This is a genomic window from Streptomyces collinus Tu 365, assembly GCF_000444875.1.
Lineage (GTDB): Bacteria > Actinomycetota > Actinomycetes > Streptomycetales > Streptomycetaceae > Streptomyces > Streptomyces collinus_A.
On the sequence record NC_021985.1, the window covers coordinates 3,182,383 to 3,206,316 of the forward strand.

Sequence of the window (23,934 nt, forward strand, 5' to 3'; positions counted from 1 at the left end):
CGACCTGCGAACTTGAGAGATCTCGCCGCGGCACACGAATCACCGCGCACGCAGTCGCCCGGCTCCGCTCCGCGCCCGGCGCACACCCTCCGGACACCAGCAAGCCCCCTCCGGCACGGGGAGCGGGCACGCCCCTCCGGATCCGGCCGTCCGGACCACGGACCGGGGTCAGGACCGCCGGACCGTGTCCGTGATGCCTCCGGGGCACGCGAGCGTCTCGATGTCCCATCCGGCGCGTCGGGCCCCGGCCCGGTAGGCGCTCTCGTAGAAGGCGAGGACGGCCGCACGGGGATCGGTCTCGGCGCGGGCCGCGTCGTAGCGCAGTACGGCCAGGTGGCTGTCGCCGCGCGCGATCCAGCGCGCGGACGCCGGGCTGAGCGGCTCTCCGGCCAGGCCGGCGGGCTCGGGGGCGGTGTAGGAGTAGAAGGCGGGCTCGGCGAAGGTGTCGTCGCCGAACCAGAAGCCGAAGCTGATCACTTCCCTGGAGTACGCCTCCCGGGTGACGGGGTCGGCCTGGGGCTGGTCGATCCGTCGCCCGGAGAACCGGGTGTGGGCGATGTCGAAGGTGTGCCAGAAGTGGTGCACCGGGCTGGTCTTTCCCGAGTAGCCCGCCGCGAACTCCTCCAGCACGGACGCCACCTGGCTCAGGACCCGCCAGTAGCGGTTGGCGGCCTCGGGGTCGTAGGTCGCGTGCTCGGTGTCCTGGGCGAACGGCCGGCCGGTGTCGGGCAGGTCGAAGGGCCTGGGAACGGCGATGTCCACCCGGACGCCCAGCGCGCCCAGAGCGGCCAGGGTCGCGTCGTGGAAGGACGCGACGGACCGGCCCGTGAGCGGGAAGGACCGCTCCTCGCCGTCAAGCGTCGCGACGACGAGCCAGTGGTCGACGAAGTCGAAGTCGATCGTGAAGATCGGATTCCCGTCGAGCTGGCCCATCGGACGCGTGGTGATGCCCCGCCCCGTGACATGGAACGGGACGTTCCACCAGTGGTTGCGCCGGGCGCTCGCGGCCAGGCGGATCTTGCCGACGATCTGTTCGAAGCGGTGCAGGGTCTCCTTGGTGTCCCGCCACTCCGCCAACGGCATCGCGGGGAAGAGGTCCGTCACGGTTCCATGATGACCTCGCCGACGACATCCGGCACCCGCGCCCCCACGAGCCCTGCTGTCCGTGCGACTGTCGGTACTCGCCGAGAAAATGCCGGCCGACTTGGTCAAGCAACTGGAGGCCATCGATCCGGAGTCCACCCGGGACCGGTGGGTGGCAGTGCACAAGGGCAGGACTTTCCGCAGCCAGTGGGAAGAAGGCGGTACAGAGGCCATGGCTGCCGATCTGCTCCGAGTCGGTGTGAAGTGCAGGATCAAACGGACCAAGGTCAAAGGCATCCGTGCCCCGCACATCCACACGAAGCTCTTGATCCCCAGAGACGTGCGGGACCGACTGCTACTCAAGGGAGACGACTTCGCAGAGACCCACTGACGAGAACCGGCCCGCAGGGACTGCACACCGTGCTTCGCCTGACGGGTTCGCGATTCAGCATCATCCAAGGGCGACACCCGGGATGAGGGCCACGAGTCCGGAGAGAAAGCTTCCGATCGCCGCCAGTGTCACGAGCGTGGCTTTACCGTCCGAGAACAGGCCGGAGCAGAAGTCGCGAACCTGGCGCCGCAGGATCAGCATTCTGAGCTTTTGCCACCGGTGCTGGCGAATGTGGCAGCCCATGAGAAGACCGGTCGCGTTGTTGCGGCAGCCATCGTTGCGCCCTCTTACCGGAGCCCCACAGGTCACCGGAGCCTGGAAGAACGACCAGAGGAGCACGGCTGCCGAGAGGGTGACGATCACGGCCGGACCCGCTGCTCTGTTGATCCACGCGGCGACGAGCAGGGCACCAGCCAGCACACCCCACCACTGCCCGAGACCGCCGAACCGACTGCTCCTCGCCCCCGAAGTCGCCATGCCGGTAATCGTGGCGAGACGCGCGGCCAATCATGCCTTCAGTACGCGGTATGGCCGAAATACGGTTCCGAGAAGACCGACAATCTGCCGGACTGGCACGCCCGAGATGGTTCTCAGCGAACGCCAGTCCTCACACCCACTCCACGTCGGAGACGATTCGCAGGCTGCCTCCGGGCCTCGGCAGCGGCATCCGGGAAGTGTCTGATCGCGCTGGGAGGCGAGGACGCGAGGCGCCGACGGCGGCGGGCACAGTCGTCACCTCGTCCTCGCTCGCCCCCGCCAGCGCCTCAATCACCCGATCCAGTGCCTCACTCACGTCAATGCGTGTGACCACTGGAAGCCGGCGCCGGACCCGCGTTCTTGACGGTCAGAGGCAGCAGCTTCTTGCCCGTGGGGCCGATCTGGATGGACGTGTCCATCTGAGGACACACCCCGCAGTCGAAGCACGGCGTCCAGCGGCAGTCCTCGACCTCGGTCTCGTCGAGGGCGTCCTGCCAGTCCTCCCAGAGCCAGTCCTTGTCCAGGCCCGAGTCGAGGTGGTCCCACGGGAGGACCTCTTCGTAGGTCCGCTCGCGGGTGGTGTACCAGTCGACGTCCACGCCGAAGTCGGCGAGGGCCTTGTCGGCGCACTGCATCCAGCGGTCGTACGAGAAGTGCTCGCGCCAGCCGTCGAAGCGGCCGCCGTCGTCGTAGACCGCGCGGATGACCGCGCCGATGCGGCGGTCGCCGCGGGAGAGCAGGCCCTCGACGATGCCGGGCTTGCCGTCGTGGTAGCGGAAGCCGATGGAGCGGCCGTACTTCTTGTCGCCGCGGATCTTGTCCCGCAGCTTGGCCAGGCGGGCGTCCGTCTCCTCGGCGGAGAGCTGGGGCGCCCACTGGAAGGGGGTGTGGGGCTTGGGCACGAAACCGCCGATGGAGACCGTGCAGCGGATGTCGTTCGAGCCCGAGACCTCGCGGCCCTTCTGGATGACGTGGGTCGCCATGTCGGCGATCTGCAGGACGTCGTCGTCGGTCTCGGTCGGCAGGCCGCACATGAAGTACAGCTTCACCTGGCGCCAGCCGTTGCCGTAGGCGGTCGAGACCGTCCGGATCAGGTCCTCTTCGGAGACCATCTTGTTGATGACCTTGCGCATGCGCTCGGAGCCGCCCTCGGGGGCGAAGGTCAGACCGGAGCGGCGGCCGTTGCGGGTCAGCTCGTTGGCCAGGTCGACGTTGAAGGCGTCGACGCGGGTGGAGGGCAGCGAGAGGCCGATCTTGTCTTCCTCGTAGCGGTCCGCCAGGCCCTTGGCGATGTCGCCGATCTCCGAGTGGTCGGCGGAGGAGAGGGAGAGCAGGCCCACCTCCTCGAAGCCGGTGGCCTTCAGACCCTTGTCGACCATCTCACCGATGCCGGTGATCGAACGCTCGCGCACCGGACGGGTGATCATGCCCGCCTGGCAGAAGCGGCAGCCGCGGGTGCAGCCGCGGAAGATCTCGACCGACATGCGCTCGTGGACCGTCTCGGCGAGCGGGACCAGGGGCTGCTTGGGGTAGGGCCACTCGTCCAGGTCCATGACCGTGTGCTTGGAGACGCGCCACGGGACACCGGACCGGTTGGGGACGACGCGGGCGATCCGGCCGTCGGCCAGGTACTCGACGTCGTAGAACGCCGGGATGTACACCGCGCCGGTCTTGGCCAGGCGGAGCAGGACCTCCTCGCGGCCGCCGGGGCGGCCCTCCGCCTTCCACTCGCGGATGATCCGCGTCATGTCGAGCACGGCCTGCTCGCCGTCGCCGATGATCGCGGCGTCGATGAAGTCGGCGATCGGCTCCGGGTTGAAGGCCGCGTGGCCGCCGGCCAGGACGATCGGGTCGTCGACGGTGCGGTCCTTGGACTCCAGCGGGATGCCCGCGAGGTCCAGGGCCGTGAGCATGTTGGTGTAGCCCAGCTCCGTGGAGAAGGACAGGCCGAACACGTCGAAGGCCTTCACCGGGCGGTGGCCGTCCACCGTGAACTGCGGGACGCGGTGCTCGCGCATCAGCGCCTCCAGGTCCGGCCACACGCTGTACGTGCGCTCGGCGAGGACGCCCTCCCGCTCGTTGAGTACCTCGTAGAGGATCATGACGCCCTGGTTGGGCAGACCGACCTCGTAGGCGTCCGGGTACATGAGCGCCCAGCGGACGTCGCACTCGTCCCAGTCCTTGACGGTGGAGTTGAGCTCACCGCCGACGTACTGGATCGGCTTCTGCACGTGGGGGAGCAGAGCTTCGAGCTGCGGGAAAACCGACTCGACAGGCATCTCGCGAACCTTCATGAGCTGACAGGGGTGACCCTTCAGACTAACCCGCCCGGCGGCCTGCCTCGTACGCTCAGACGGACCCCCCGGAGGTGATCTCCCGCCAGAGCCCCGGCAGCTCCCTCTCCACCGCCTCCGCCCGCGCCTCCTCACGGCCGTGGAGCAGCCCGTAGGTGAAGGCGCTCTCCCCCGCCGCGTGGGCCACGGCGGACAGCTCGCGCAGGGTGTGGCGTGCCATGACGCTGTCCTGGTGGTCGCCGAGGAGGCTGGTGAGGGACTTCATGGACTTGGCCAGGGAGCGGGCGGAGCCGCCGAGGGCGGGGATGGCGGCCTCGGCCGCGTAGCGGGTGCGCTTGGCCTTCTTGCGGGCGTCGTGCAGGGCGAGGTCGCGCTGCTCGCCCGGTGGCAGGTCGAGCGCGGCGGTGATCAGCCGGGAGACCTTGGCGAAGTCCTTGCGTACGGCCTTGGCGAGGGCCTTTTCGGGTTTCGCAGCGGCCTTCGGGCGCAGCGGCGGGTCGGCGAGCAGGGCGTCGAGGCCGTCGAGGAGGGCGAGGTAGCGGGCGGAGTCGAGGATGGCGATCAGGTGGCCGCGGGTGCTGCCGTGCCGGGTGCGCGCCCAGGTGGTGACGCGGTGGCGGACGGGTCCGAGGACGAGGGCGGGCGGGAGGGCGTCGAGGGCGGTGGTGAGGCGGTCGGCGAGGACCTCTTGGTCGCGGTCGGCGCCGAGCTCGGCGCCGAGCCATTTCAGCTCGGCGGCGAGGGGGGTGGTGGCTGTGGGGTCGAGGATGCGGCCGAAGGTGCGGAAGGTGCTGCGCATCCGGCGGGTGGCCACGCGCATGCGGTGGACGGAGTCGGGCAGGTCGCGCCGGACGGCGGGGTCGCATTCGAGCAGGGTCTCGCGCTGTTCGCGCAGGTAGGCGAGGACGTGGTCGCCGGCGGTCACGGGGTGGGCGCGGGTGTGGCGGTGGGTGGGGGTGCCGCCGGTCTGTTCGAGTGCCCGGGCCAGTTTGGAGGGTGCCTTCGACGGCCGTACGCCGGCCTTGCGCAGGCGTTTGTCAACCTTGTCGAGGAAGGCCGGGTCGCCGTCGTCGGCGAGTTCGACCTCGATCTCGGTCCACTGGGCGGTGCCGCCGGCCCGGTTGAGCCGCTCGGCGGTCACCGCGTCGACGCTGGCCTCGGCCAGCAGGGCTCCGTCGGCGTCGACCAGGTGGCGTACGTCGCGGGCGGAGCGGAGCCGGACCACGGGGATCAGGTCGGCGGTGCGGACGCGGGAGCGGACGAGGGCGGCGATCTCCTCGGGGACGGTGTCGGAGAGGGGCGCTCTGATCTCGTCGCGTACGCCGGGGGCGACCGGGACCTTCAGGTGCCAGCCGGCGTCGCTGCCGCCGGTGCGGCGGCGCAGGGTGAGTGCCGCGGCGGCCAGGCGTTCGTCGGCGGTGTCGTAGTAGGTGGCGTCCAGTTCGGTCACGCCCTTGTCGAGGACGTCGGCGACCTTGCCGACGCCCGTCAGGTCGGGCAGACCACTGTCGTCGGATTCGTACTTGCGCTCGATCTCGCGTTTCGCGTCCGCCATGAACCGAATCTAGTGGCAGAGCGGCGTGGACGGGAGGGGCAGCCCCGGGTGAATGGCGGACGGGTGCCCGCCATTCACCTGGTGAGGTGCCTCAGGCGGACATCGGCCGCTGCACCTTGATCGACTGCAGGAGGCCCACGGCCACCCAGACGGCGAACATCGACGAGCCGCCGTAGGACACGAACGGCAGGGGCAGGCCGGTGACCGGCATGATTCCGAGGGTCATGCCGATGTTCTCGAACGCCTGGAAGGCGAACCAGGCGACGATGCCGGCGGCGACGACGGTGCCGTACAGCTCGGTCGAGTCGCGGGCGATGCGGCAGGCGCGCCACAGGACCACGCCGAGCAGCACGATGATCAGGCCGGCGCCGACGAAGCCGAGCTCCTCCCCCGCGACCGTGTAGACGAAGTCCGTCTGCTGTTCGGGGACGAACTGGCCGGTGGTCTGGGAGCCGTGGAAGAGGCCCGCGCCGGTGAGGCCGCCGGAGCCGATGGCGATGCGGGCCTGGTTGGTGTTGTAGCCGACGCCGGCCGGGTCCAGGTCGGGGTTGGCGAAGGCGGCGAAGCGGTTGATCTGGTAGGCGTCCAGGATGTGCAGCTGCCAGACGGCGATGGCGCCGAGGGCGCCGGCGCCGATGAGGCCGAAGACCCAGCGGTTGGAGGCGCCGGAGGCGAGCAGCACGCCCAGGATGATGATGACCATGACCATGACCGATCCGAGGTCGGGCATGAGCAGCACGATCAGGATGGGTACGGCGGCCAGGCCGAGGGCCTGCAGGACCGTGCGGTGGTCGGGGTACTTCTTGTCGCCGGCGTCGACCCGGGCGGACAGCAGCATGGCCATGCCCAGGATGATCGTGATCTTGACGAACTCGGAGGGCTGCAGCGAGAAGCCGCCGCCGAGCACGATCCAGGAGTGCGCGCCGTTGACGGTGGAGCCGAGCGGCGTGAGCACGGCGAGGATGCCGAAGACGGACAGGCCGTAGAGGATCGGTACGGCGTTGCGCAGGGCGCGGTGGCCGAGCCAGACCGTGCCGATCATCAGGGCGAGCCCGATGCCGGTGTTCATGAGGTGGCGGAGCAGGAAGTAGTAGGGGTCGCCCTGGTTGATCTCGGTGCGGTTGCGGGTCGCCGAGTACACGAGCAGCGAGCCCAGCAGGGACAGGGCGATCGCGGCGAGGAGCATCGGCCAGTCGAGCCGGCGGGCCAGGGAGTCGCGGGCGAAGACCCTGGTCCAGCCGGCCCGTTCGGGGCCGTAGCCGGAGACGGAGAAGCTGTTGCCGGTCATGCGGGCATCCTCCGGCGTCCCCTCCTGCGAGGTTTTCTGCGGGTGTTGCTGTTGCGGCTGGTGGGCGAGGGCGAGGTGGCGGGCTGCTGGCCGTCCCCGTTGGTGGGGTTGTTCTTCTGGGCCGCCTCGGCGTCCTTGCCGGGGTCGCCGCTGATCTTGGGGGCGGCGATGGTGCCGTCCGGGCGGACCTTCGGCAGGCCCTTCTGCGGCTGGGGCAGCAGGGCCTTCTTGTTGTCCACCGAGCCGTCGCCCTGGACGCCGTAGAGCGCGCTGTAGATGTTGCGCACCGCCTCACCGGAGGCGCCGGAACCGGTACCGGCCTGGGCGATCGTCATGATCACCGTGTAGTCCTTGGAGTAGGTGGCCAGCCAGGACGTGGTCTGCTTGCCGTAGACCTCCGCGGTACCGGTCTTGGCGTGCAGGGCGATCTTGTCCTGCGGCCAGCCGCCGAACTTCCAGGCCGCGGTACCGCGGGTGATGACGCCCGCGAAGGCGTCGTCCATGCCCTTGAGGGTGGCCTGGGTGACCGGGAGGCGGCCGGTCTTCTTCGGCTTGATCTCCTGGACGGACTTGCCGTCCGCGCTGATGACGGCCTTGCCGATGGTCGGCTGGTACATGGTGCCGCCGTTGGCGACGGCGCCGTAGATCACGGCCTCCTGGATCGGGGTGACGAGCGTGTCGCCCTGGCCGATCGAGTAGTTGATCTCGTCACCCTCGCGCATCTTGTTGCCTTCGAGGCAGTTCTCGTACGCGATCTTCTCGACGTAGGAGCCGTCCTTCTTCCCGGACTTGCACCAGGCGTCCTTGTTGGCCTTCCAGTAGTCGAGCTTCCACTTGCGGTCGGGGACGCGGCCGGTGACCTCGTTGGGGAGGTCGATGCCGGTCTCCTTGCCGAGGCCGAACTGGTGGGCGGTCTTGAAGAAGTGGTCCTTGGGCCGGCCCTTCTTGGGGTTGATGCCGCCGTCCTTCTTCCACTCCCGGTCGGCGAGACCGTAGAAGACGGTGTCGCAGGAGACCTCCAGGGCGCGGCCGAGGGAGATGGGGCCGAAGTTCTCGCCCTCGAAGTTCTTGAAGACCTGTCCGCCCACCGAGTACGAGCTGGTGCACGGGTAGCCGCCGTCCCACACGTAGCCGGCGTTGACCGCGGCGGCCGTGGAGACCACCTTGAAGGTCGAGCCGGGCGCGGCCTGACCCTGTATGGCGCGGTTGAGCAGCGGGTAGTCCGAGTTCTTGCCGGTGAGGGCCTTGTAGTCCTTGCCGGAGATGCCGCCCACCCACACGTTGGGGTCGTAGGTGGGGGCGGAGGCCATGGCGACGATGCGGCCGGTCTTGGCCTCCATCACCACGACGGCACCGGAGTCGGCCTTGTAGTTCTCGCCGGTGATCTTGTCGAACTGCTGGCGGGCCTTCTTCATGGCGTTGTCGAGCTCGTACTCGGCGACGCGCTGCACCCGGGAGTCGATGCTGGTGACGAGGTTGGAGCCGGACTCGGCGGCGTCGGCCTTGGCCTTGCCGATGACGCGGCCGAGGTTGTCCACCTCGTAGCGGGTCACGCCGGCCTTGCCGCGCAGCACCTTGTCGTACTGGCGCTCCAGGCCGGAGCGGCCGACCATGTCGGAGCGCAGGTAGGGCGAGTCGGTGTCCTTGGCCTTCTGGATCTCGTCGTCGGTGACCGGGGAGAGGTAGCCGAGGACCTGGGAGGTGTTGGACTTGCCGGGGGCCGGGTAGCGGCGCACGGCCTCGGGCTCGGCGCTGATGCCGGGGAAGTCCTCGGCGCGTTCGCGGATCTGCAGGGCCTGCTTGGGCGTCGCCTCGTCGGTGATGGGGATCGGCTGGTACGGCGAGCCGTTCCAGCAGGGCTGGGGGGTCTTCGCGTCGCACAGCCGGACCTTCTGGGTGACGTCCTCGGGCTTCATGCCGAGGACGCCGGCGAGCTTGGCGAGGACGGCCTTGCCGTCGTCCTTCTGCTTGAGCAGGTCGGTGCGGGAGGCGGAGACGACGAGGCGGGTCTCGTTGTCGGCGAGCGGCACGCCGCGGGCGTCGAGGATGTCGCCGCGCACGGCGGGGTCGACGACCTGCTGGACGTGGTTGCCGGATGCCTCTCTCTGGTAGGCGGCGCCCTCGCGGATCTGGAGGTACCACAGGCGGCCGCCGAGGGTTCCCAGGAGGGAGAGGACGAGGATCTGGATGACGACGAGCCGGATCTGGACCCGTGGGGTCCGTCCGGTCTCGGGGATGTTGGTCACTGCGGCTGTCTCCCCCTCTCAGTGCGCGGATGCGTGTGCGCGTACGAATGATGAACGACGGTCCTGTGAGGCCGCGTTCCGCGGACGGCGCCCCGTTCGGGTGAACCTCGGGGTGGCCGTCCGGGTGGACTCGCCCGGGATCACAGCCGCTTGACCCCCTTGATGCGGCCGACCCGGGTGGAGCGGGTGCGGGCCTTGGCCTTCAGGGCGCCGAGTCCGCCGCGCTGGCTGCCGATGCGCAGGCCGGTGCCGGAGGAGAGCCAGCCGGAGGAGATGTCGCCGGCCTTGGCGGCGGGGCTGGTCTCGGTGAGCGGGTCGTTGTCGGCGCGGCGAGCCAGCCACATGATGCCGGGGACGACGAACGGGGCGAGCAGCAGGTCGTACAGGGCGGCCGAGAACAGCAGGCCGGTCAGGCCGACATGGCGGGCGGCGGTGTCGCCGACGAGGGCGCCGACGCCCGCGTAGAGCAGGGTGGAGCCGACGGCGGCGGCGACCACGACGGCCATGGGGCCGGTGGCCGACTTCAGGCGGCCGTTCTCGGGCCTGATGAGTCCGGCGAAGTAGCCGGTGACGCACAGCACGAGGGCGTAGCGGCCGGCCGCGTGGTCGGCGGGCGGGGCGAGGTCGGCGAGCAGTCCGGCGCCGAAGCCGACGAGGGCGCCGCCCACATGGCCGTACACCATGGCGAGGCCGAGGACGGTGAGCAGCAGCAGGTCGGGGACGGCGCCCGGCAGGTGCAGCCGGGCGAGGACGCTGACCTGGACGACCAGGGCGACGACGACCAGGGCGGTGGAGAGCAGGATCCGGTTGACACGCATGAAGAAAACTCAGCTCCTACTGCTGCTGGCCGTCTGCGGGTGCGTCCGCCGAGGGGGTGACCGTGACGGTCACCGTCGGCGTCGGGGTCGGCTTGGGTTTGGCCGGCAGGACCTCGTCGCGGGGGTCCTTCTTCGGGGCCGCCACGACCACGCCGACGATGTCGAGCTTGGTGAAGCCGACGTACGGGGTGACGTAGAGCGTGCGGGTGAGGCCGCCGCCGGAGGGGTCGACGCGGGAGACCACGCCGACCGGGACGCCGGGTACGAAGGGCTTGTCGGCCTGCGAGCCGAAGGTGACGAGGCGGTCGCCCTTCTTCACCTCCGCCTTGCCGTTGAGGAGTTCCACGCGCAGCGGGCGGTCGCCCTGTCCGGAGGCGAAGCCGAGTTCGTCGCCGTTCTCCATACGGGTGCCGACGGTGAAGTCGGGGTCGTTGGCGAGCAGGACGGTGGAGGTGTCGGGGCCGACGGTGGTGACCCGGCCGACGAGACCGTCGCCGTTCAGGACGGTCATGTCGCGCCGGATGCCGTCGCTCGCGCCGGCGTCGATGGTGATGGTCCAGGAGAAGCCCTGCGCCGACCCTATGGCGATGACCTGGGCGCCCTTGATGCCGTACTGGCCCTCGCCGGCGAGCTTCAGCATCTTGTCGAGCTGCCCCAGGCGGCTGCGGTTGCGGTCGTCGCTGCCGAGCTTCGCCTTGAGGGCCGCGTTCTCGCGTTCCAGCGCGGCGAGCCGGTCGTGGCGGCTGCCGGAGTCGCGGACGGCGGAGACGGCGTTGCCGACGGGGTCGACCGCCGAGGACATGCCGTTCTCGATGGGGCCGAACGCCGCGGCCGCGGCGTGCCGGGCGCCGTCGACCGGTGAGTTCCGGCCTCCTCGGATGTCCACCGTGATCAGCGCGAACGCGATGGCGATCAGCAGGACCAGGAGCAGCCGGCTCTCTTTGGTGTCCCTCACGTGCGGCGGCCGTGCCCTTCCTCGATAGGAATTCGGGGACCCCTTGAGGCGCCGCTCGGGGAGCGCCGACCGAAGGGGCCCATGTGGGGGGAGCTTATGCCTCGATAGCGACGATCCGCCGCACGAGAGGAGAACGTCTCGTACGGCGGAATCGGCGTGTCACGTCATCTGCGGGGCTGGGCGTCCAGGACCTGCTGGAGCGCCTCGAACTCCTCGACGCACTTGCCCGATCCGAGCGCCACGCTGTCCAGCGGATCCTCGGCGATGTGGATCGGCATGCCGGTCTCGCGCCGCAACCGCTCGTCCAGGCCGCGCAGCAGAGCTCCGCCGCCGGTCAGAACGATTCCCCTGTCCATGATGTCGCCGGACAGCTCCGGCGGGCACTTGTCGAGGGTCGTCTTGACGGCGTCGACGATGGCGTTGACCGGCTCCTCGATCGCCTTGCGCACCTCGGCGGCCGAGATGACGACGGTCTTCGGCAGGCCGGAGACCAGGTCCCGGCCGCGGACCTCGGTGTGCTCGTCGGAGTCGAGGTCGTACGCCGAGCCGATCGTGATCTTGATCTGTTCGGCGGTGCGCTCACCCAGCAGGAGGCTGTACTCCTTCTTGATGTACTGGATGATCGCGTTGTCCAGTTCGTCGCCGGCGACGCGGATGGACTGGGCGGTGACGATGCCGCCGAGCGAGATGACCGCGACCTCGGTGGTGCCGCCGCCGATGTCCACCACCATGTTGCCGGTGGCCTCGTGGACCGGCAGGCCGGAGCCGATGGCCGCGGCCATGGGCTCCTCGATGATGTGCACCTGGCGCGCGCCCGCCTGGGAGGACGCCTCGATCACGGCGCGGCGCTCGACGCCGGTGATGCCCGAGGGCACACAGACGACCACGCGCGGCCTGGCCAGATACCGACGCTTATGGATCTTCAGGATGAAGTAGCGCAGCATCCGCTCGGTGATCTCGAAGTCGGCGATCACGCCGTCCTTCAGCGGGCGTACGGCGACGATGTTCCCGGGCGTCCGGCCGATCATCTTCTTCGCTTCCGCACCGACCGCGAGAATGCCGCCCGTGTTGGTGTTGATCGCGACGACGGAGGGCTCGTTGAGAACGATTCCGCGGCCCCTGACGTACACCAGCGTGTTGGCGGTCCCGAGGTCGACAGCCATGTCACGGCCGATGAACGACATTGAGTTCCCCATCCGGATTCATCTGGCCTTCCTGAGCTTTTGAGGGCATATCAGGTCGGCGAGGCGGGTGCTGTGACGTGAAGGCTTCTATCGTAAACGCGCCTGCGCGAACACTGCGCGAGGGTCTCCGCCATTGTCAGCAGATGGCGTGGCGCCTCGCCTTCGGAGACGGGCCATCGGGGGCACGCGTTCCCCCGATCGGCAACGCATATGCCGAGGGACGGCCGAAAACGTACGGCCGTCCCAGGTCAGACACCCGAGGGCGAGCTGACGCTCACTCAGAAAATTCTTGGAAAATTCCGTCCGGCGCGCCTCAGGCACGGCCCGGGAAGAAGATCTTCACCTCACGCTCGGCGGACTCCTCGGAGTCGGAGGCGTGGATCAGGTTCTCGCGGACGATCACGCCGTAGTCCCCCCGGATGGAGCCGGGCGCGGCGGCGATCGGATCGGTCGGGCCGGCCAGCGCGCGCAGACCCTCGATGACCCGCTCGCCCTCCACGATCAGCGCGACGACCGGGCCGGAGGCCATGAACTCCACCAGCGGCTCGTAGAAGGGCTTGCCCTTGTGCTCGCCGTAGTGCTGCTCCAGGGTGTCCTGGTCCAGGGTGCGCAGCTCCAGCGCGGTGATCCGCCAGCCCGCCTTGCGCTCGATACGGCTGATGATCTCGCCGGTCAGGCCCCGACGGACGGCGTCGGGCTTGAGCAGGACGAGGGTGCGCTGGCTCACGGAGGGCTCCTTACTACTGACGTGTGCGGTGGGACGAGGTTACAGGGCGTGTCGGGCCGCCCGTCACACAGCGTCAGGTGTAGTGGAGGGTGCTTCCGCCTGGGCCGCGAACCTGGCCTTCGCCTCGTCCACCTTTCGGCCGAAGTGCACCGACGCCCACCACAGGGCGGCGAACACCGCGCCCATGAAGTACATGGTCGGCACGAAGACACCGGAGGCGACCAGGGCGAGCTGGAGGGCCCAGCCGAGGGCGACGCCGCCGGGGCGGGTCACCATGCCGCACAGCAGCACGCACAGGACCATGGCGATCCCGCTGACCAGCCACACGGTCGACACCGCCAGGCCGGGGTCCTTCATGGCCACCAGGGCGGCGAAGCCGATGACGAAGAACTCGCCGATCAGGGTCGATGAACAGAGCGTACGCACGACGGCACCTCAGCCCTTCCCGAGCAGCAGGCGAGCCTCGCCCACGGTGATGACGGAACCGGTGACCAGGACGCCACCGCCCGCGAACTCGCCCTCCTCCTCGGCCAGCGTGATCGCCGCCTCCAGGGCCTCGGGCAGCCGCGGCTCGACCTGGACGCGCTCCTCGCCGAAGACCTCGACGGCGATCGCGGCCAGCTCGTCCGCGTCCATGGCGCGGTGGGTGGAGTTCTGGGTGACGACGACCTCGGCGAAGATCGGCTCGAAGGCCTCCAGCAGTCCCCGTACGTTCTTGTCGGCGCTCGCCCCGACCACGCCGATCAGCCGGGTGAAGTCGAACGCCTCCCGCACGGCCTCGGCGGTGGCCTCGGCGCCCGCCGGGTTGTGGGCGGCGTCGAGGACGACGGTGGGAGAGCGCCGGACGACCTCCAGCCGGCCCGGCGAGGAGACCGCGGCGAAGGCCTTGCGCACGGTGTCGATGTCCAGCGGCTCGGCGCGCTGGGCGCCGACGCCGAAGAACGCCTCGACGGCGGCGAGCGCCACGGCCGCGTTGTGCGCCTGGTGGGCGCCGTGCAGGGGCAGGTACACCTCGGTGTACTCGCCGCCCAGGCCGCGCAGGGTGAGCAGCTGGCCGCCGACCGCGACCTGCCGGGACACGACGCCGAACTCCAGCCCCTCGCGGGCCACCGTGGCATCGACCTCGACGGCCTTCTTCAGCAGCACCTGCGCCGCGTCGACCGGCTGCTGCGCGAGGATCACGGTCGCGCCCTGCTTGATGATGCCGGCCTTCTCGCCGGCGATCTCGCCCGGCGTGTTGCCGAGCCGGTCGGTGTGGTCGAGGCCGATCGGGGTGACCACGGCGACGTCGCCGTCGATCACGTTGGTGGCGTCCCAGGAGCCGCCCATGCCGACCTCCACGACGGCCACGTCGACCGGCGCGTCCGCGAAGGCGGCGTACGCCATGCCGGTGAGGACCTCGAAGAAGGACAGCCGGTACTCCTGCGAGGTGTCGACCATCTCGGCGTAGGGCTTGATGTCCCGGTACGTCTCGATGAACCGCTCGGCGGTGATCGGGGCGCCGTCCAGGCTGATCCGCTCGGTGATCGACTGCACGTGCGGCGAGGTGTAGCGGCCGGTGCGCAGTTCGAAGGCGCCGAGCAGGGCCTCGATCATGCGGGCGGTGGAGGTCTTGCCGTTCGTGCCCGTGATGTGGATGGACGGGTACGCGCGCTGGGGTTCGCCCAGCACGTCCATCAGCGCGGCGATCCGGCTGACGGAGGGCTCCAGCTTGGTCTCGCCCCAGCGGCCGGCCAGCTCCGTCTCGACCTCGCGCAGGGCCCTGTCGACCTCCGGGTCCGCCGGCCTGGCGGGGACGTCCCCCTCCGGCGGGCCGCCCTGGGTGCGCAGGGTGCGGCTGCCGGCCTCGATGACGGCGAGATCGGGGTCGCGGTCGGTCTCCGCGGCGATGATCTCGTCGAAGGAGTCGAGGGGGTCGGGCTGGTCGTTGCCGGGGTTTTCGCTCACGGGGCCAGTCTACGGAGGCGCGGTGACATAGGCGGACGAAGGCCCCCGGTGCCGTGCGCTCCGGGGGCCTTCGGTCGCCGGGGCGGGCTCGCGCCCTCCCCCGGCCGGGTGTCGCTACGCCTGCGGGAGGCGGTCCAGCTGGGCGGTGATGCGGGCGATGTCCTCGTCCGCCTTGGCGAGGCGGGTGCGGATCTTGTCGACCACGTTCTCCGGGGCCTTCGCCAGGAACGCCTCGTTCCCGAGCTTGGCGTTGGCCTGGGCCTTCTCCTTCTCGGCGGCGGCCAGGTCCTTGGCCAGGCGCTTGCGCTCGGCCGCCACGTCGATGGTGCCGGACAGGTCGAGGGCGACCTCGGCGCCGGCGACCGGCAGGGTGGCGGTGGCCGTGAACGCGTCGCCCTCCGGCTGCAGGCGCAGCAGCTGGCGGATGGCGGCCTCGTGCGGGGCCAGCGCCGTGCCGTCGAGGGTCAGGCGGGCCGGGACGCGCTGCCCCGGCTGCAGGCCCTGGTCGGCGCGGAAGCGGCGGACCTCGGTGATGACGGACTGGAGGGACTCGATCTCCCGCTCGGCCGCCGGGTCGCGGTAGCCGCTGTCCGCCGGCCACTCGGCGATGACGACGGACTCGCCGCCGGTGAGGGTGGTCCACAGGGTCTCGGTGACGAACGGGACCACCGGGTGCAGCAGCTTGAGGGTGACTTCGAGGACCTCGCCGAGGACCCGCTTGCTGACCTCGGCCGCCTCGCCGCCCGCCTGGAACGTCGTCTTGGACAGCTCGACGTACCAGTCGAAGACCTCGTCCCACGCGAAGTGGAAGAGGGCGTCGGAGAGCTTGGCGAACTGGAAGTCGTCGTAGTACGCGTCGACTTCGGCGATGACGGTGTTGAGGCGGGAGAGGATCCAGCGGTCGGTCGCCGACATCGCGGACGGCTCCGGCAACGGGCCCTCCACCGTCGCGCCGTTCATCAGCGCGAAGCGGGTCGCGTTCCAGATCTTGTTGGCGAAGTTGCGCGAGCCCTGGACCCAGTCCTCGCCGATCGGGACGTCGACGCCCGGGTTGGCGCCGCGGGCGAGCGTGAAGCGCAGGGCGTCGGAGCCGTACTTGTCCATCCAGTCCAGCGGGTTGACCGCGTTGCCGAAGGACTTCGACATCTTCTTGCCGAACTGGTCGCGGACCATGCCGTGCAGGGCGATGGTGTGGAACGGCGGGGTGCCGTCCATCGCGTACAGGCCGAACATCATCATCCGGGCGACCCAGAAGAAGAGGATGTCGTAGCCGGTGACCAGGACGGAGTTCGGGTAGAACTTCGCGAGGCTCTCGGTCCGCTCGGGCCAGCCGAGGGTGGAGAACGGCCACAGGCCGGAGGAGAACCAGGTGTCGAGGACGTCGGTGTCCTGCTTCCAGCCCTCCGCCTCGGTGCCGGGCGGCTGCTCGTCGGGGCCGACGCAGACGACCTCGCCGTCCGGGCCGTACCAGACCGGGATGCGGTGGCCCCACCACAACTGCCGCGAGATGCACCAGTCGTGGAGGTTGTCGACCCAGTCGAAGTAGCGCTTCTCCATCTCCTGCGGATGGATCTTGACCTTGCCGTCGCGGACGGCGTCGCCGGCGGCCTTGGCCAGCGGGCCGACCTTGACCCACCACTGCATGGACAGGCGCGGCTCGATGGTGGTCTTGCAGCGCGAGCAGTGGCCGACGGAGTGGACGTAGGGCCGCTTCTCGGCGACGATCCGGCCCTCGGCGCGCAGCGCGGCGACGATGGCGGAGCGGGCCTCCAGGCGGTCCAGGCCCTGGAAGGGGCCGTGGGCGGTGATGACGGCGTGCTCGTCCATCACGGTGAGGGACGGCAGGTCGTGCCGCTGGCCGATCTCGAAGTCGTTCGGGTCGTGGGCCGGGGTGACCTTGACGGCACCGGTGCCGAACTCGGGATCGACGTGCTCGTCCGCGACGACCGGGATGGAGCGGTCGGTGAGCGGCAGCCTGATGAGCTTGCCGACGAGGTGCTTGTACCGCTCGTCGTCCGGGTGGACCGCGACGGCGGTGTCGCCGAGCATGGTCTCGGCACGGGTGGTGGCGACGACGATGGTGTCGTCCCCCTCGCCGTACGTCATGGAGACGAGCTCGCCGTCGTCGTCCTGGTACTCGACCTCGATGTCCGAGATGGCGGTGAGGCAGCGCGGGCACCAGTTGATGATGCGCTCGGCGCGGTAGATCAGCTCGTCGTCGTAGAGGCGCTTGAAGATGGTCTGGACGGCCTGGGAGAGGCCCTCGTCCATGGTGAAGCGCTCGCGGGACCAGGCGACGCCGTCGCCGAGGCGGCGCATCTGGCCGCTGATCTGGCCGCCGGACTCGCCCTTCCACTGCCAGACGCGCTCGACGAACGCCTCGCGGCCCAGGTCGTGGCGGGACTTGCCCTCCTTGCCCAGCTCACGCTCGACGACGTTCTGTGTGGCGATGCCGGCGTGGTCCATGCCGGGCTGCCACAGCGTCTCGAACCCCTGCATGCGCTTGCGGCGGGTCAGGGCGTCGATGAGCGTGTGCTCGAAGGCGTGGCCCAGGTGCAGGCTGCCGGTGACGTTCGGGGGCGGGATGACGATCGTGTACGGCGGCTTGTCGCTCTTCGCGTCCGCCTCGAAGTAACCGCGCTCTACCCAGCGCTCGTACAGCGGCCCCTCTACATCGGCCGGCGCGTACTGGGTCGGCAGTTCGGTGTCGGGCGCGGGTGGCTGCTGCTGAGCGTTCTCGGTCACGGGGGTCAGTTTAGAGGTGTCACGGGGCGGTCCCGAAACGCGTTTGTTCTGTAACGGTGCGGCCCCCGGTGCCGTCCGCCCTCCGGACCTGGGCCAGGATGTCAGGAACACATAAGGCATCTGGAGGGGAAGCCAGCAATGAGCAACAACCAGCCGGGTCCGTACGGCGGGCCGCCTCAGCAGCCGGGTCCGTACGGCCAGCCGGGGCAGCCTGGTCCCTACGGCCAGCCGGGCCCCTACGGCCAGCAGCCGCAGGCGCCCCAGCCCGGCTACGGCTACCCCCAGCAGGCCCCTCCGGTGCCGCCGCAGCCCGGTTACGGCTACCCGCAGCAGGGCGTGCCCCCGCAGCCGAACCCGTACGGCCAGCAGCAGCCGGGCCCCTACGGCCAGCAGCCCTACGGCGCCCCGCAGCCGCCGGTGCCGGGTGGCGGCAAGAAGAAGACGGGCCTGGTCATCGGCGCGGTGGCGGTCGTCGCGGCGGTGGCGGTCGGAGCGTACGTCCTGCTCCACGGCACCGGCGGCACCGACGTCGCGGACGACGGGCCGCACAAGCTGACGACGCCGGAAAAGGTGATCAGCCAGACCTACACGAAGTCCGCGGACTCGGGGTCCTCGGACGACATGAGCGGCTCGGACGTCTCGGACTTCGAGAAGTGGGGGGTGAAGGACCCCAAGCAGGTGAGCGCCAAGTACGAGAACGGCAAGGGCCTCACCATGAAGGGCCTCACCTTCAGCGGTGTGTACGGGACGGTCCACGACCCCGAGGCGGTCGTCGACGCCATGTTCGCCAAGGTCCGCTCGGAGTCCGAGAAGGACCAGAGCGGCTCCGACGTCAAGGGCAAGATGATCGGCAGCCCCGAGACCGTCCACCCGGCGGGCCTCTCCAACGGCGTCATGAAGTGCCAGGTGGCCCAGATCGACAGCGGCAGCTCGTCCTCGACGGCCGGGGTGCCGAAGACGATGAAGATGCCGGTGTGCATCTGGGGCGACCACAGCACGGTCGCCATCGTCACGGCGTACAGCGTCGCCTCCCTGGCCTCGGGCGAGGGCGGCTCGATCGACGACACGGCGGGGCTCGCCGCGAAGCTCCGCGACGACGTGCGCGTCAAGCTCTGATGGCGTGAACCGGCGCGAAAAGGGGCCCCCGGTCGGCTGACCGGGGGCCCCTTTTCGCGTCCGGTGCCTACGCCGTCTTCTGCTCCCCCGCTCCCCGGCCGCGGGCGTCGCGGGGGATCAGGGTCGGGTTGACGTTGGAGTGGACCACGTCGGCGGTGATGACCACGCGGGCCACGTCCTTGCGGGACGGGACCTCGTACATCACCGACATCAGGACCTCTTCCATGATGGCGCGCAGGCCGCGGGCGCCGGTCTGGCGGAGGATGGCCTGGTCGGCGATGGCCTCCAGGGCCTCGCGCTCGAAGTCCAGCTCCACGCCGTCGAGTTCGAAGAGGCGCTGGTACTGCTTGACGAGCGCGTTGCGGGGCTCGACCAGGATCTGCAGGAGCGCCTCGCGGTCCAGGTTGTGGACCGAGGTGATCACCGGCAGACGGCCGATGAACTCGGGGATCATGCCGAACTTGACCAGGTCCTCCGGCATGACGTCCTCGAAGACGTCCTTGGACTCCAGCTCGCGCTTGGAGCGGATGGTGGCGCCGAAGCCGATGCCCTTGGCGCCGGCCCGCGCCTCGATGATCTTCTCCAGACCGGCGAAGGCACCGCCCACGATGAACAGCACGTTCGTCGTGTCGATCTGGATGAACTCCTGGTGCGGGTGCTTGCGGCCGCCCTGCGGCGGGACGGAGGCCGTGGTGCCCTCGAGGATCTTCAGCAGGGCCTGCTGGACGCCCTCGCCCGAGACGTCACGGGTGATCGAGGGGTTCTCGCTCTTGCGGGCCACCTTGTCGATCTCGTCGATGTAGATGATCCCGGTCTCGGCCTTCTTGACGTCGTAGTCCGCCGCCTGGATCAGCTTCAGCAGGATGTTCTCGACGTCCTCGCCGACGTAGCCCGCCTCGGTCAGCGCCGTGGCGTCGGCGATCGCGAACGGCACGTTCAGCATGCGGGCCAGGGTCTGGGCGAGGAGGGTCTTGCCGGAGCCCGTGGGGCCCAGCAGCAGGATGTTGGACTTCGCCAGCTCGATGGCGTCCTCGCGGCCCTGCGCGCCGCCGTTCTCGCCCGCCTGGACCCGCTTGTAGTGGTTGTACACCGCGACCGACAGGGCCTTCTTGGCGGCCTCCTGGCCGACCACGTAGCCCTCGAGGAACTCGTAGATCTCGCGGGGCTTGGGCAGTTCCTCCCAGCGCACCTCGCTGGTCTCCGCGAGCTCTTCCTCGATGATCTCGTTGCAGAGATCGATGCACTCGTCGCAGATGTACACACCGGGCCCTGCGATGAGCTTCTTGACCTGCTTCTGGCTCTTGCCGCAGAACGAGCACTTGAGCAGATCGCCGCCGTCACCGATGCGTGCCACGGTGTGCTTCCCCTTCGCCTGGGAGACGCCCGGACGCTTTCGAGTCCAGCGGCTCCTGGTGCTGCCTTATGTCCGACGGTACCTTGCCGGGCCCCGTGTTCGGGTCCCCCTTGGCAGGGTTCACTTTGACGTGGGCCCTGCCAAGAGGGCCTGAGAGTCTGCTGCTCGGGGTCAGCGGACGTCGGCGTTGTTCATCTTCCGGGTGGAGATGATCTGGTCGACGATGCCGTAGTCGAGCGCTTCCTCGGCCGTGAGGATCTTGTCGCGCTCGATGTCCTCGCGGATCTTGTCGAGCGGCTGGTTCGAGTGCTTGGCCAGCATGTTCTCCAGCTGGTCACGCATCCGGGTGAACTCCTTGGCGATGATCTCCAGGTCGGAGAGCTGACCACGGCCGGTGGAGCCCGCCGGCTGGTGGATCAGCACGCGCGAGTTCGGCAGCGCCATGCGCTTGCCCGGCGTACCGGCGGCGAGCAGGATGGCCGCGGCGGAGGCCGCCTGGCCCATGCAGACCGTCTGGATGTCGGGCTTCACGAACTGCATGGTGTCGTAGATCGCCGTGAGGGCGGTCATGTCGCCACCGGGGCTGTTGATGTAGATCGAGATGTCCCGGTCCGGGTCCATCGACTCCAGGCACAGCAGCTGCGCCATGACGTCGTTGGCGGAGGCGTCGTCGATCTGGACGCCCAGGAAGATCACGCGCTCCTCGAAGAGCTTCGCGTACGGGTCGTACTCGCGGATGCCCTGGGAGGTGCGCTCGACGAAGCGCGGGATGACGTAGCGGCTGTCGGGGCGGGGCCCTTCGTACAGGCCGCTGGCGGCGCCGGGGAAGTTGCTCATGGGGTGTTCACCGTCCTGGTGGCGTTCTGGGGGCTTCGGTCTCGGCGGTGCGTGATGTGGCCTGGCCGGTCAGGCACCGGTGCCGCCGCCTCCCGGGACACCCGAGGCGTACGTGATGATCTCGTCAATGAGACCGTACTCCTTGGCCTCCTCCGGGGTGAACCAGCGGTCGCGGTCCGCGTCCCGGGTGATGGTCTCGAACGTCTGGCCGGAGTGGAGCGCGGTCAGCTCGGCCATGCGCCGCTTGGTGCGCAGCAGGTACTCGGCCTGGATCTTGATGTCCGTGACCGAGCCGCCGAGGCCCGCGGAGCCCTGGTGCATCATGATGTCCGCGTGCGGCAGGGCGAAGCGCTTGCCCGCGGCGCCGCCGGTGAGCAGGAACTGGCCCATGGAGGCCGCCATGCCCATCGCGATCGTGACCACGTCGTTCGGGATGTACTGCATGGTGTCGTAGATCGCCATGCCGGCCGTCACCGAGCCGCCGGGGCTGTTGATGTAGAGGTAGATGTCCTTGCTCGGGTCGGCGGCGAGGAGCAGCAGCTGTGCGGTGATCTTGTTGGCGATGTCGTCGTCAACCTGCTGGCCGAGGAAGATGATCCGCTCGCCGAGCAGCCGGTTGTAGACCTGGTCGCCGAGGCCACCACCGATGGAAGGCTCGCCGGCGGCGGAGGGCATCAGATTCGTCACGTATCCACCTGCTCGTCTTACGACGGCGCCGGGCCGTCTCACGTCGTCCTGCCAGGGGCTTGGCTGGGGTGTCAGGAGACTCCCCTGCCCCCGTACTCAAGGACCCTAACGCTCAGGTCCCTTCGGGGAATCCCGGAGATGGGGGTGTTCGCCGGGGGCGTAGCGCTCCGCAGGGGGACGGGCGCGGTTCGTGGGGGGTGGCGGGCGTCGTCACCGGGCCGCGGGCGGGCGGTGGCCGCTCGCGCGGTTCCCCGGGCCCCTTGGGGGGCGGGGGCGGCGGGGTACGGCGACGGGCCCCGGGGAAGGTCCCCAGGGCCCGTCGTACGCGCTGTGGAGGCGCCGCGGGGCCGGTCAGGCCTCGGGGGTCTCCTCGGAGGTCTCCGACGCCTCGGCGGCCTCGGTCTCCTCCTCCTCGTCGTCGAGGTCGACGACCTCGCCGTTGGTGTCCTTCACCGTGGCGGCCTCGACCACGACGGCCAGGGCCTTGCCGCGGGCGACCTCGCCGACCAGGAGCGGGACCTGGCCGCCCTCGACGACGGCCTGGGCGAACTGGTCGGGGGACATGCCGGAGGAGGCCGCACGCCGCATGAGGTGCTCGGTGAGCTCCTCCTGGTTGACGTTGAGGTTCTCCTTCTTGACCAGCTCGTCGAGGACGAACTGGGTCTTGATGCCCTTGACCGCGGCCTCGCGGGTCTCGGTGTCGAACTCCTCGGCGGTCTTGCCCTGGATCTCCAGGTACTTGTCGAGGTCCAGACCCATCTGGCCGAGCTGGTGGTGCTCCAGGTTGTGCTTGCGGGTGTTGATCTCGTCCTCGAGCAGCTTCTCGGGGACCGGGACCTCGACCAGCTCGAGGAGCTTCTCCAGGACGCGCTCCTGCGCCTGGGTGGCCTGGTCGTACTGCTTCATGTTGGCCAGGCGCTTGCGGCTGTCGGCCTTCAGCTCGTCCAGGGTGTCGAACTCGGAGGCGAGCTGGGCGAACTCGTCGTCCAGGGAAGGCAGTTCGCGGGCGGCGACCTGGGTGACCTTGACGGTGACCTCGGCCTCCTTGCCCGCGGCGGAGCCGCCCTTGAGCTCGGAGGTGAAGGTGGCCTCGCCACCGGCCTCCAGGCCCTTCACGGCGTCGTCGATGCCGTCCAGCAGCTCGCCGGAGCCGATGGTGTAGGAGACGCCGTTGGCGATGCCGTCCTCGAGGACCTCGCCGTCGACCTTGGCCTCCAGGTCGATGGTGACCACGTCGCCGTCCTCGGCGGCGCGCTCCACCGGGGAGGTGGAGGCGAAGCGCTCGCGGAGCTGCTCGACCGACTTCTCGACGTCCTCGTCGCTGACCTCGACGGCGTCGACCTCGACCTCGATGCCGGAGTAGTCCGGGATCTCCAGGGCCGGGCGGACGTCCACCTCGGCGGTGAAGTTCAGCGTCTCGCCGTCCTTCAGGTCGGTGATGTCGACCTCGGGCTGGCCCAGCGGGCTGAGCTCGGCCTCGTTGACCGCCTCGGTGTAGAACTTCGGAAGCGCGTCGTTGACCGCCTCCTCCAGGACCGCACCGCGGCCGAACCGCTGGTCGATGACGCGGGCCGGGATCTTGCCCTTACGGAAGCCCTTCACCGTGACCTGCTGGTTGATCTTCTTGTACGCCGCGTCGAGGCTGTCCTTGAGCTCCTCGAAGGGCACCTCGACAGTGAGCCGAACCCGGGTCGGGTTCAGGGTCTCCACGGCGCTCTTCACGGTTCGGTCTCCTTGTGGCTGACTTCTGGGTTTCTGCCGGAGCCAGAATGGTCCGGCGGACTTCGCCGCCCGGAGGAGTTCGTAGGCCGAGTGGGCCGGGACACACGGGCGCGCAATTTGCATAGTAACCGCAGGCGGTCAGCGCCCCAAAAGGCGATCATCGGGATGCCGCGAGCCGGTGGTCGGGGTGGCGGGATTTGAACCCACGGCCTTCCGCTCCCAAAGCGGACGCGCTACCAAGCTGCGCCACACCCCGTCTGGTGCGACACGTAGGCTACATGGCCCGGCCGGATCCGTCGGCCGCTTTGTCCGCTGCCGCGCGCGTGGCATCGCCGCAGCGCAACACGTTGGCCTCCGCGGCGGGCGACCCGCTACGATGCTCTGCAGTGCCGCGGTCACGGACCTGCGGCGCACGCTTGCGGGCGTAGCTCAATGGTAGAGCCCTAGTCTTCCAAACTAGCTACGCGGGTTCGATTCCCGTCGCCCGCTCTGTACGGCCCAGGGGCCC

At 69.6% G+C, this 23,934-nt stretch carries 19 protein-coding genes and 2 tRNA genes; 3 read left to right on the plus strand and 18 right to left on the minus strand.

What is annotated here, in order from left to right; translation table 11 throughout:
* Positions 1-168: 168 nt before the first annotated feature.
* Positions 169-1,083 (minus strand): DUF5996 family protein, encoded by a 915-nt coding sequence (locus B446_RS13755; RefSeq protein WP_043478245.1) that lies wholly within the window; start codon positions 1,081-1,083, stop codon positions 169-171.
* 82 nt (positions 1,084-1,165) lie between these two features.
* Between B446_RS13755 and B446_RS13760 the strand changes: the two genes are divergently transcribed.
* Positions 1,166-1,474 (plus strand): hypothetical protein, encoded by a 309-nt coding sequence (locus tag B446_RS13760; RefSeq protein ID WP_020940048.1) that lies wholly within the window; start codon positions 1,166-1,168, stop codon positions 1,472-1,474.
* Positions 1,475-1,534: 60 nt separating this feature from the next.
* Here the strand turns inward: B446_RS13760 and B446_RS40225 are convergent, their stop codons facing one another.
* The 12 genes from B446_RS40225 to B446_RS13820 form a co-directional block, all read right to left on the minus strand.
* Complete coding sequence (locus B446_RS40225; protein WP_020940049.1) at positions 1,535-1,951, minus strand: hypothetical protein; 417 nt, start codon at positions 1,949-1,951, stop codon at positions 1,535-1,537.
* Between the two features lie 317 nt (positions 1,952-2,268).
* Complete coding sequence (locus B446_RS13770) at positions 2,269-4,230, minus strand: TIGR03960 family B12-binding radical SAM protein (RefSeq protein WP_020940050.1); 1,962 nt, start codon at positions 4,228-4,230, stop codon at positions 2,269-2,271.
* A 70-nt stretch (positions 4,231-4,300) separates the two neighbouring features.
* Positions 4,301-5,800 (minus strand): CYTH and CHAD domain-containing protein, encoded by a 1,500-nt coding sequence (locus B446_RS13775; RefSeq protein ID WP_020940051.1) that lies wholly within the window; start codon positions 5,798-5,800, stop codon positions 4,301-4,303.
* Between the two features lie 91 nt (positions 5,801-5,891).
* Positions 5,892-7,088: a rod shape-determining protein RodA gene (rodA, locus tag B446_RS13780; protein ID WP_020940052.1), complete on the minus strand. Its 1,197-nt coding sequence runs from the start codon at positions 7,086-7,088 to the stop codon at positions 5,892-5,894.
* Positions 7,085-9,334, minus strand: coding sequence for a penicillin-binding protein 2 (gene mrdA, locus B446_RS13785; protein ID WP_020940053.1), 2,250 nt, complete (start codon positions 9,332-9,334; stop codon positions 7,085-7,087). The genes rodA and mrdA overlap by 4 nt, the downstream gene beginning before the upstream one ends.
* Positions 9,335-9,474: 140 nt before the next feature.
* Complete coding sequence (gene mreD, locus B446_RS13790) at positions 9,475-10,152, minus strand: rod shape-determining protein MreD (protein ID WP_020940054.1); 678 nt, start codon at positions 10,150-10,152, stop codon at positions 9,475-9,477.
* 16 nt (positions 10,153-10,168) lie between these two features.
* Positions 10,169-11,107 carry a rod shape-determining protein MreC gene (mreC, locus tag B446_RS13795; protein ID WP_020940055.1) on the minus strand — a complete coding sequence of 313 codons (939 nt, stop codon included), beginning with the start codon at positions 11,105-11,107 and terminating at the stop codon, positions 10,169-10,171.
* A 164-nt stretch (positions 11,108-11,271) separates the two neighbouring features.
* Positions 11,272-12,291: a rod shape-determining protein gene (locus B446_RS13800; protein ID WP_020940056.1), complete on the minus strand. Its 1,020-nt coding sequence runs from the start codon at positions 12,289-12,291 to the stop codon at positions 11,272-11,274.
* Between the two features lie 313 nt (positions 12,292-12,604).
* Entirely contained in the window at positions 12,605-13,018 is a 414-nt protein-coding gene (ndk, locus tag B446_RS13805) for a nucleoside-diphosphate kinase (protein WP_020940057.1), read from the minus strand.
* A gap of 63 nt (positions 13,019-13,081) precedes the next feature.
* Positions 13,082-13,444 (minus strand): DUF4233 domain-containing protein, encoded by a 363-nt coding sequence (locus B446_RS13810; protein ID WP_020940058.1) that lies wholly within the window; start codon positions 13,442-13,444, stop codon positions 13,082-13,084.
* A 9-nt stretch (positions 13,445-13,453) separates the two neighbouring features.
* On the minus strand, positions 13,454-14,965 hold the full coding sequence (gene folC / locus B446_RS13815; protein ID WP_020940059.1) for a bifunctional tetrahydrofolate synthase/dihydrofolate synthase: 1,512 nt from the start codon (positions 14,963-14,965) through the stop codon (positions 13,454-13,456).
* A 114-nt stretch (positions 14,966-15,079) separates the two neighbouring features.
* Positions 15,080-17,710 carry a valine--tRNA ligase gene (locus B446_RS13820; protein ID WP_020940060.1) on the minus strand — a complete coding sequence of 877 codons (2,631 nt, stop codon included), beginning with the start codon at positions 17,708-17,710 and terminating at the stop codon, positions 15,080-15,082.
* A gap of 138 nt (positions 17,711-17,848) precedes the next feature.
* On the opposite strand from B446_RS13820, the gene B446_RS13825 reads away from it, so the two are divergent.
* On the plus strand, positions 17,849-18,826 hold the full coding sequence (locus B446_RS13825; protein ID WP_020940061.1) for a hypothetical protein: 978 nt from the start codon (positions 17,849-17,851) through the stop codon (positions 18,824-18,826).
* Between the two features lie 67 nt (positions 18,827-18,893).
* Here B446_RS13825 and clpX read toward each other — a convergent pair whose 3' ends face one another.
* The 5 genes from clpX to B446_RS13850 all read right to left on the minus strand — a co-directional run bounded on the left by clpX (position 18,894) and on the right by B446_RS13850 (position 23,682).
* Entirely contained in the window at positions 18,894-20,180 is a 1,287-nt protein-coding gene (gene clpX / locus B446_RS13830; RefSeq protein WP_020940062.1) for an ATP-dependent Clp protease ATP-binding subunit ClpX, read from the minus strand.
* A gap of 171 nt (positions 20,181-20,351) precedes the next feature.
* A complete protein-coding gene (locus B446_RS13835) occupies positions 20,352-21,017 on the minus strand; it encodes an ATP-dependent Clp protease proteolytic subunit (protein ID WP_020940063.1) in 666 nt (221 codons plus the stop codon).
* Between the two features lie 69 nt (positions 21,018-21,086).
* Positions 21,087-21,692 (minus strand): ATP-dependent Clp protease proteolytic subunit, encoded by a 606-nt coding sequence (locus B446_RS13840; protein WP_020940064.1) that lies wholly within the window; start codon positions 21,690-21,692, stop codon positions 21,087-21,089.
* Between the two features lie 363 nt (positions 21,693-22,055).
* Positions 22,056-23,426, minus strand: coding sequence for a trigger factor (gene tig, locus B446_RS13845; protein ID WP_020940065.1), 1,371 nt, complete (start codon positions 23,424-23,426; stop codon positions 22,056-22,058).
* Between the two features lie 179 nt (positions 23,427-23,605).
* A tRNA-Pro gene (locus B446_RS13850) sits at positions 23,606-23,682 on the minus strand.
* Between the two features lie 162 nt (positions 23,683-23,844).
* On the opposite strand from B446_RS13850, the gene B446_RS13855 reads away from it, so the two are divergent.
* A tRNA-Gly gene (locus tag B446_RS13855) sits at positions 23,845-23,915 on the plus strand.
* The last annotated feature ends 19 nt before the right edge of the window (positions 23,916-23,934 follow it).

Bases quoted from the DNA above. Each gene is read 5' to 3' on its own strand.
- B446_RS13775 (WP_020940051.1), bottom strand. From the start codon at position 5,800: ATGGCGGACGCGAAACGCGAGATCGAGCGCAAGTACGAATCCGACGAC.
- B446_RS40225 (WP_020940049.1), bottom strand. From the start codon at position 1,951: ATGGCGACTTCGGGGGCGAGGAGCAGTCGGTTCGGCGGTCTCGGGCAG.
- B446_RS13835 (WP_020940063.1), bottom strand. From the start codon at position 21,017: ATGAGCAACTTCCCCGGCGCCGCCAGCGGCCTGTACGAAGGGCCCCGC.
- B446_RS13825 (WP_020940061.1), top strand. From the start codon at position 17,849: ATGAGCAACAACCAGCCGGGTCCGTACGGCGGGCCGCCTCAGCAGCCG.
- mreD (WP_020940054.1), bottom strand. From the start codon at position 10,152: ATGCGTGTCAACCGGATCCTGCTCTCCACCGCCCTGGTCGTCGTCGCC.
- B446_RS13770 (WP_020940050.1), bottom strand. From the start codon at position 4,230: ATGCCTGTCGAGTCGGTTTTCCCGCAGCTCGAAGCTCTGCTCCCCCAC.
- rodA (WP_020940052.1), bottom strand. From the start codon at position 7,088: ATGACCGGCAACAGCTTCTCCGTCTCCGGCTACGGCCCCGAACGGGCC.
- B446_RS13840 (WP_020940064.1), bottom strand. From the start codon at position 21,692: ATGCCCTCCGCCGCCGGCGAGCCTTCCATCGGTGGTGGCCTCGGCGAC.
- B446_RS13800 (WP_020940056.1), bottom strand. From the start codon at position 12,291: ATGTCGTTCATCGGCCGTGACATGGCTGTCGACCTCGGGACCGCCAAC.
- B446_RS13755 (WP_043478245.1), bottom strand. From the start codon at position 1,083: ATGCCGTTGGCGGAGTGGCGGGACACCAAGGAGACCCTGCACCGCTTC.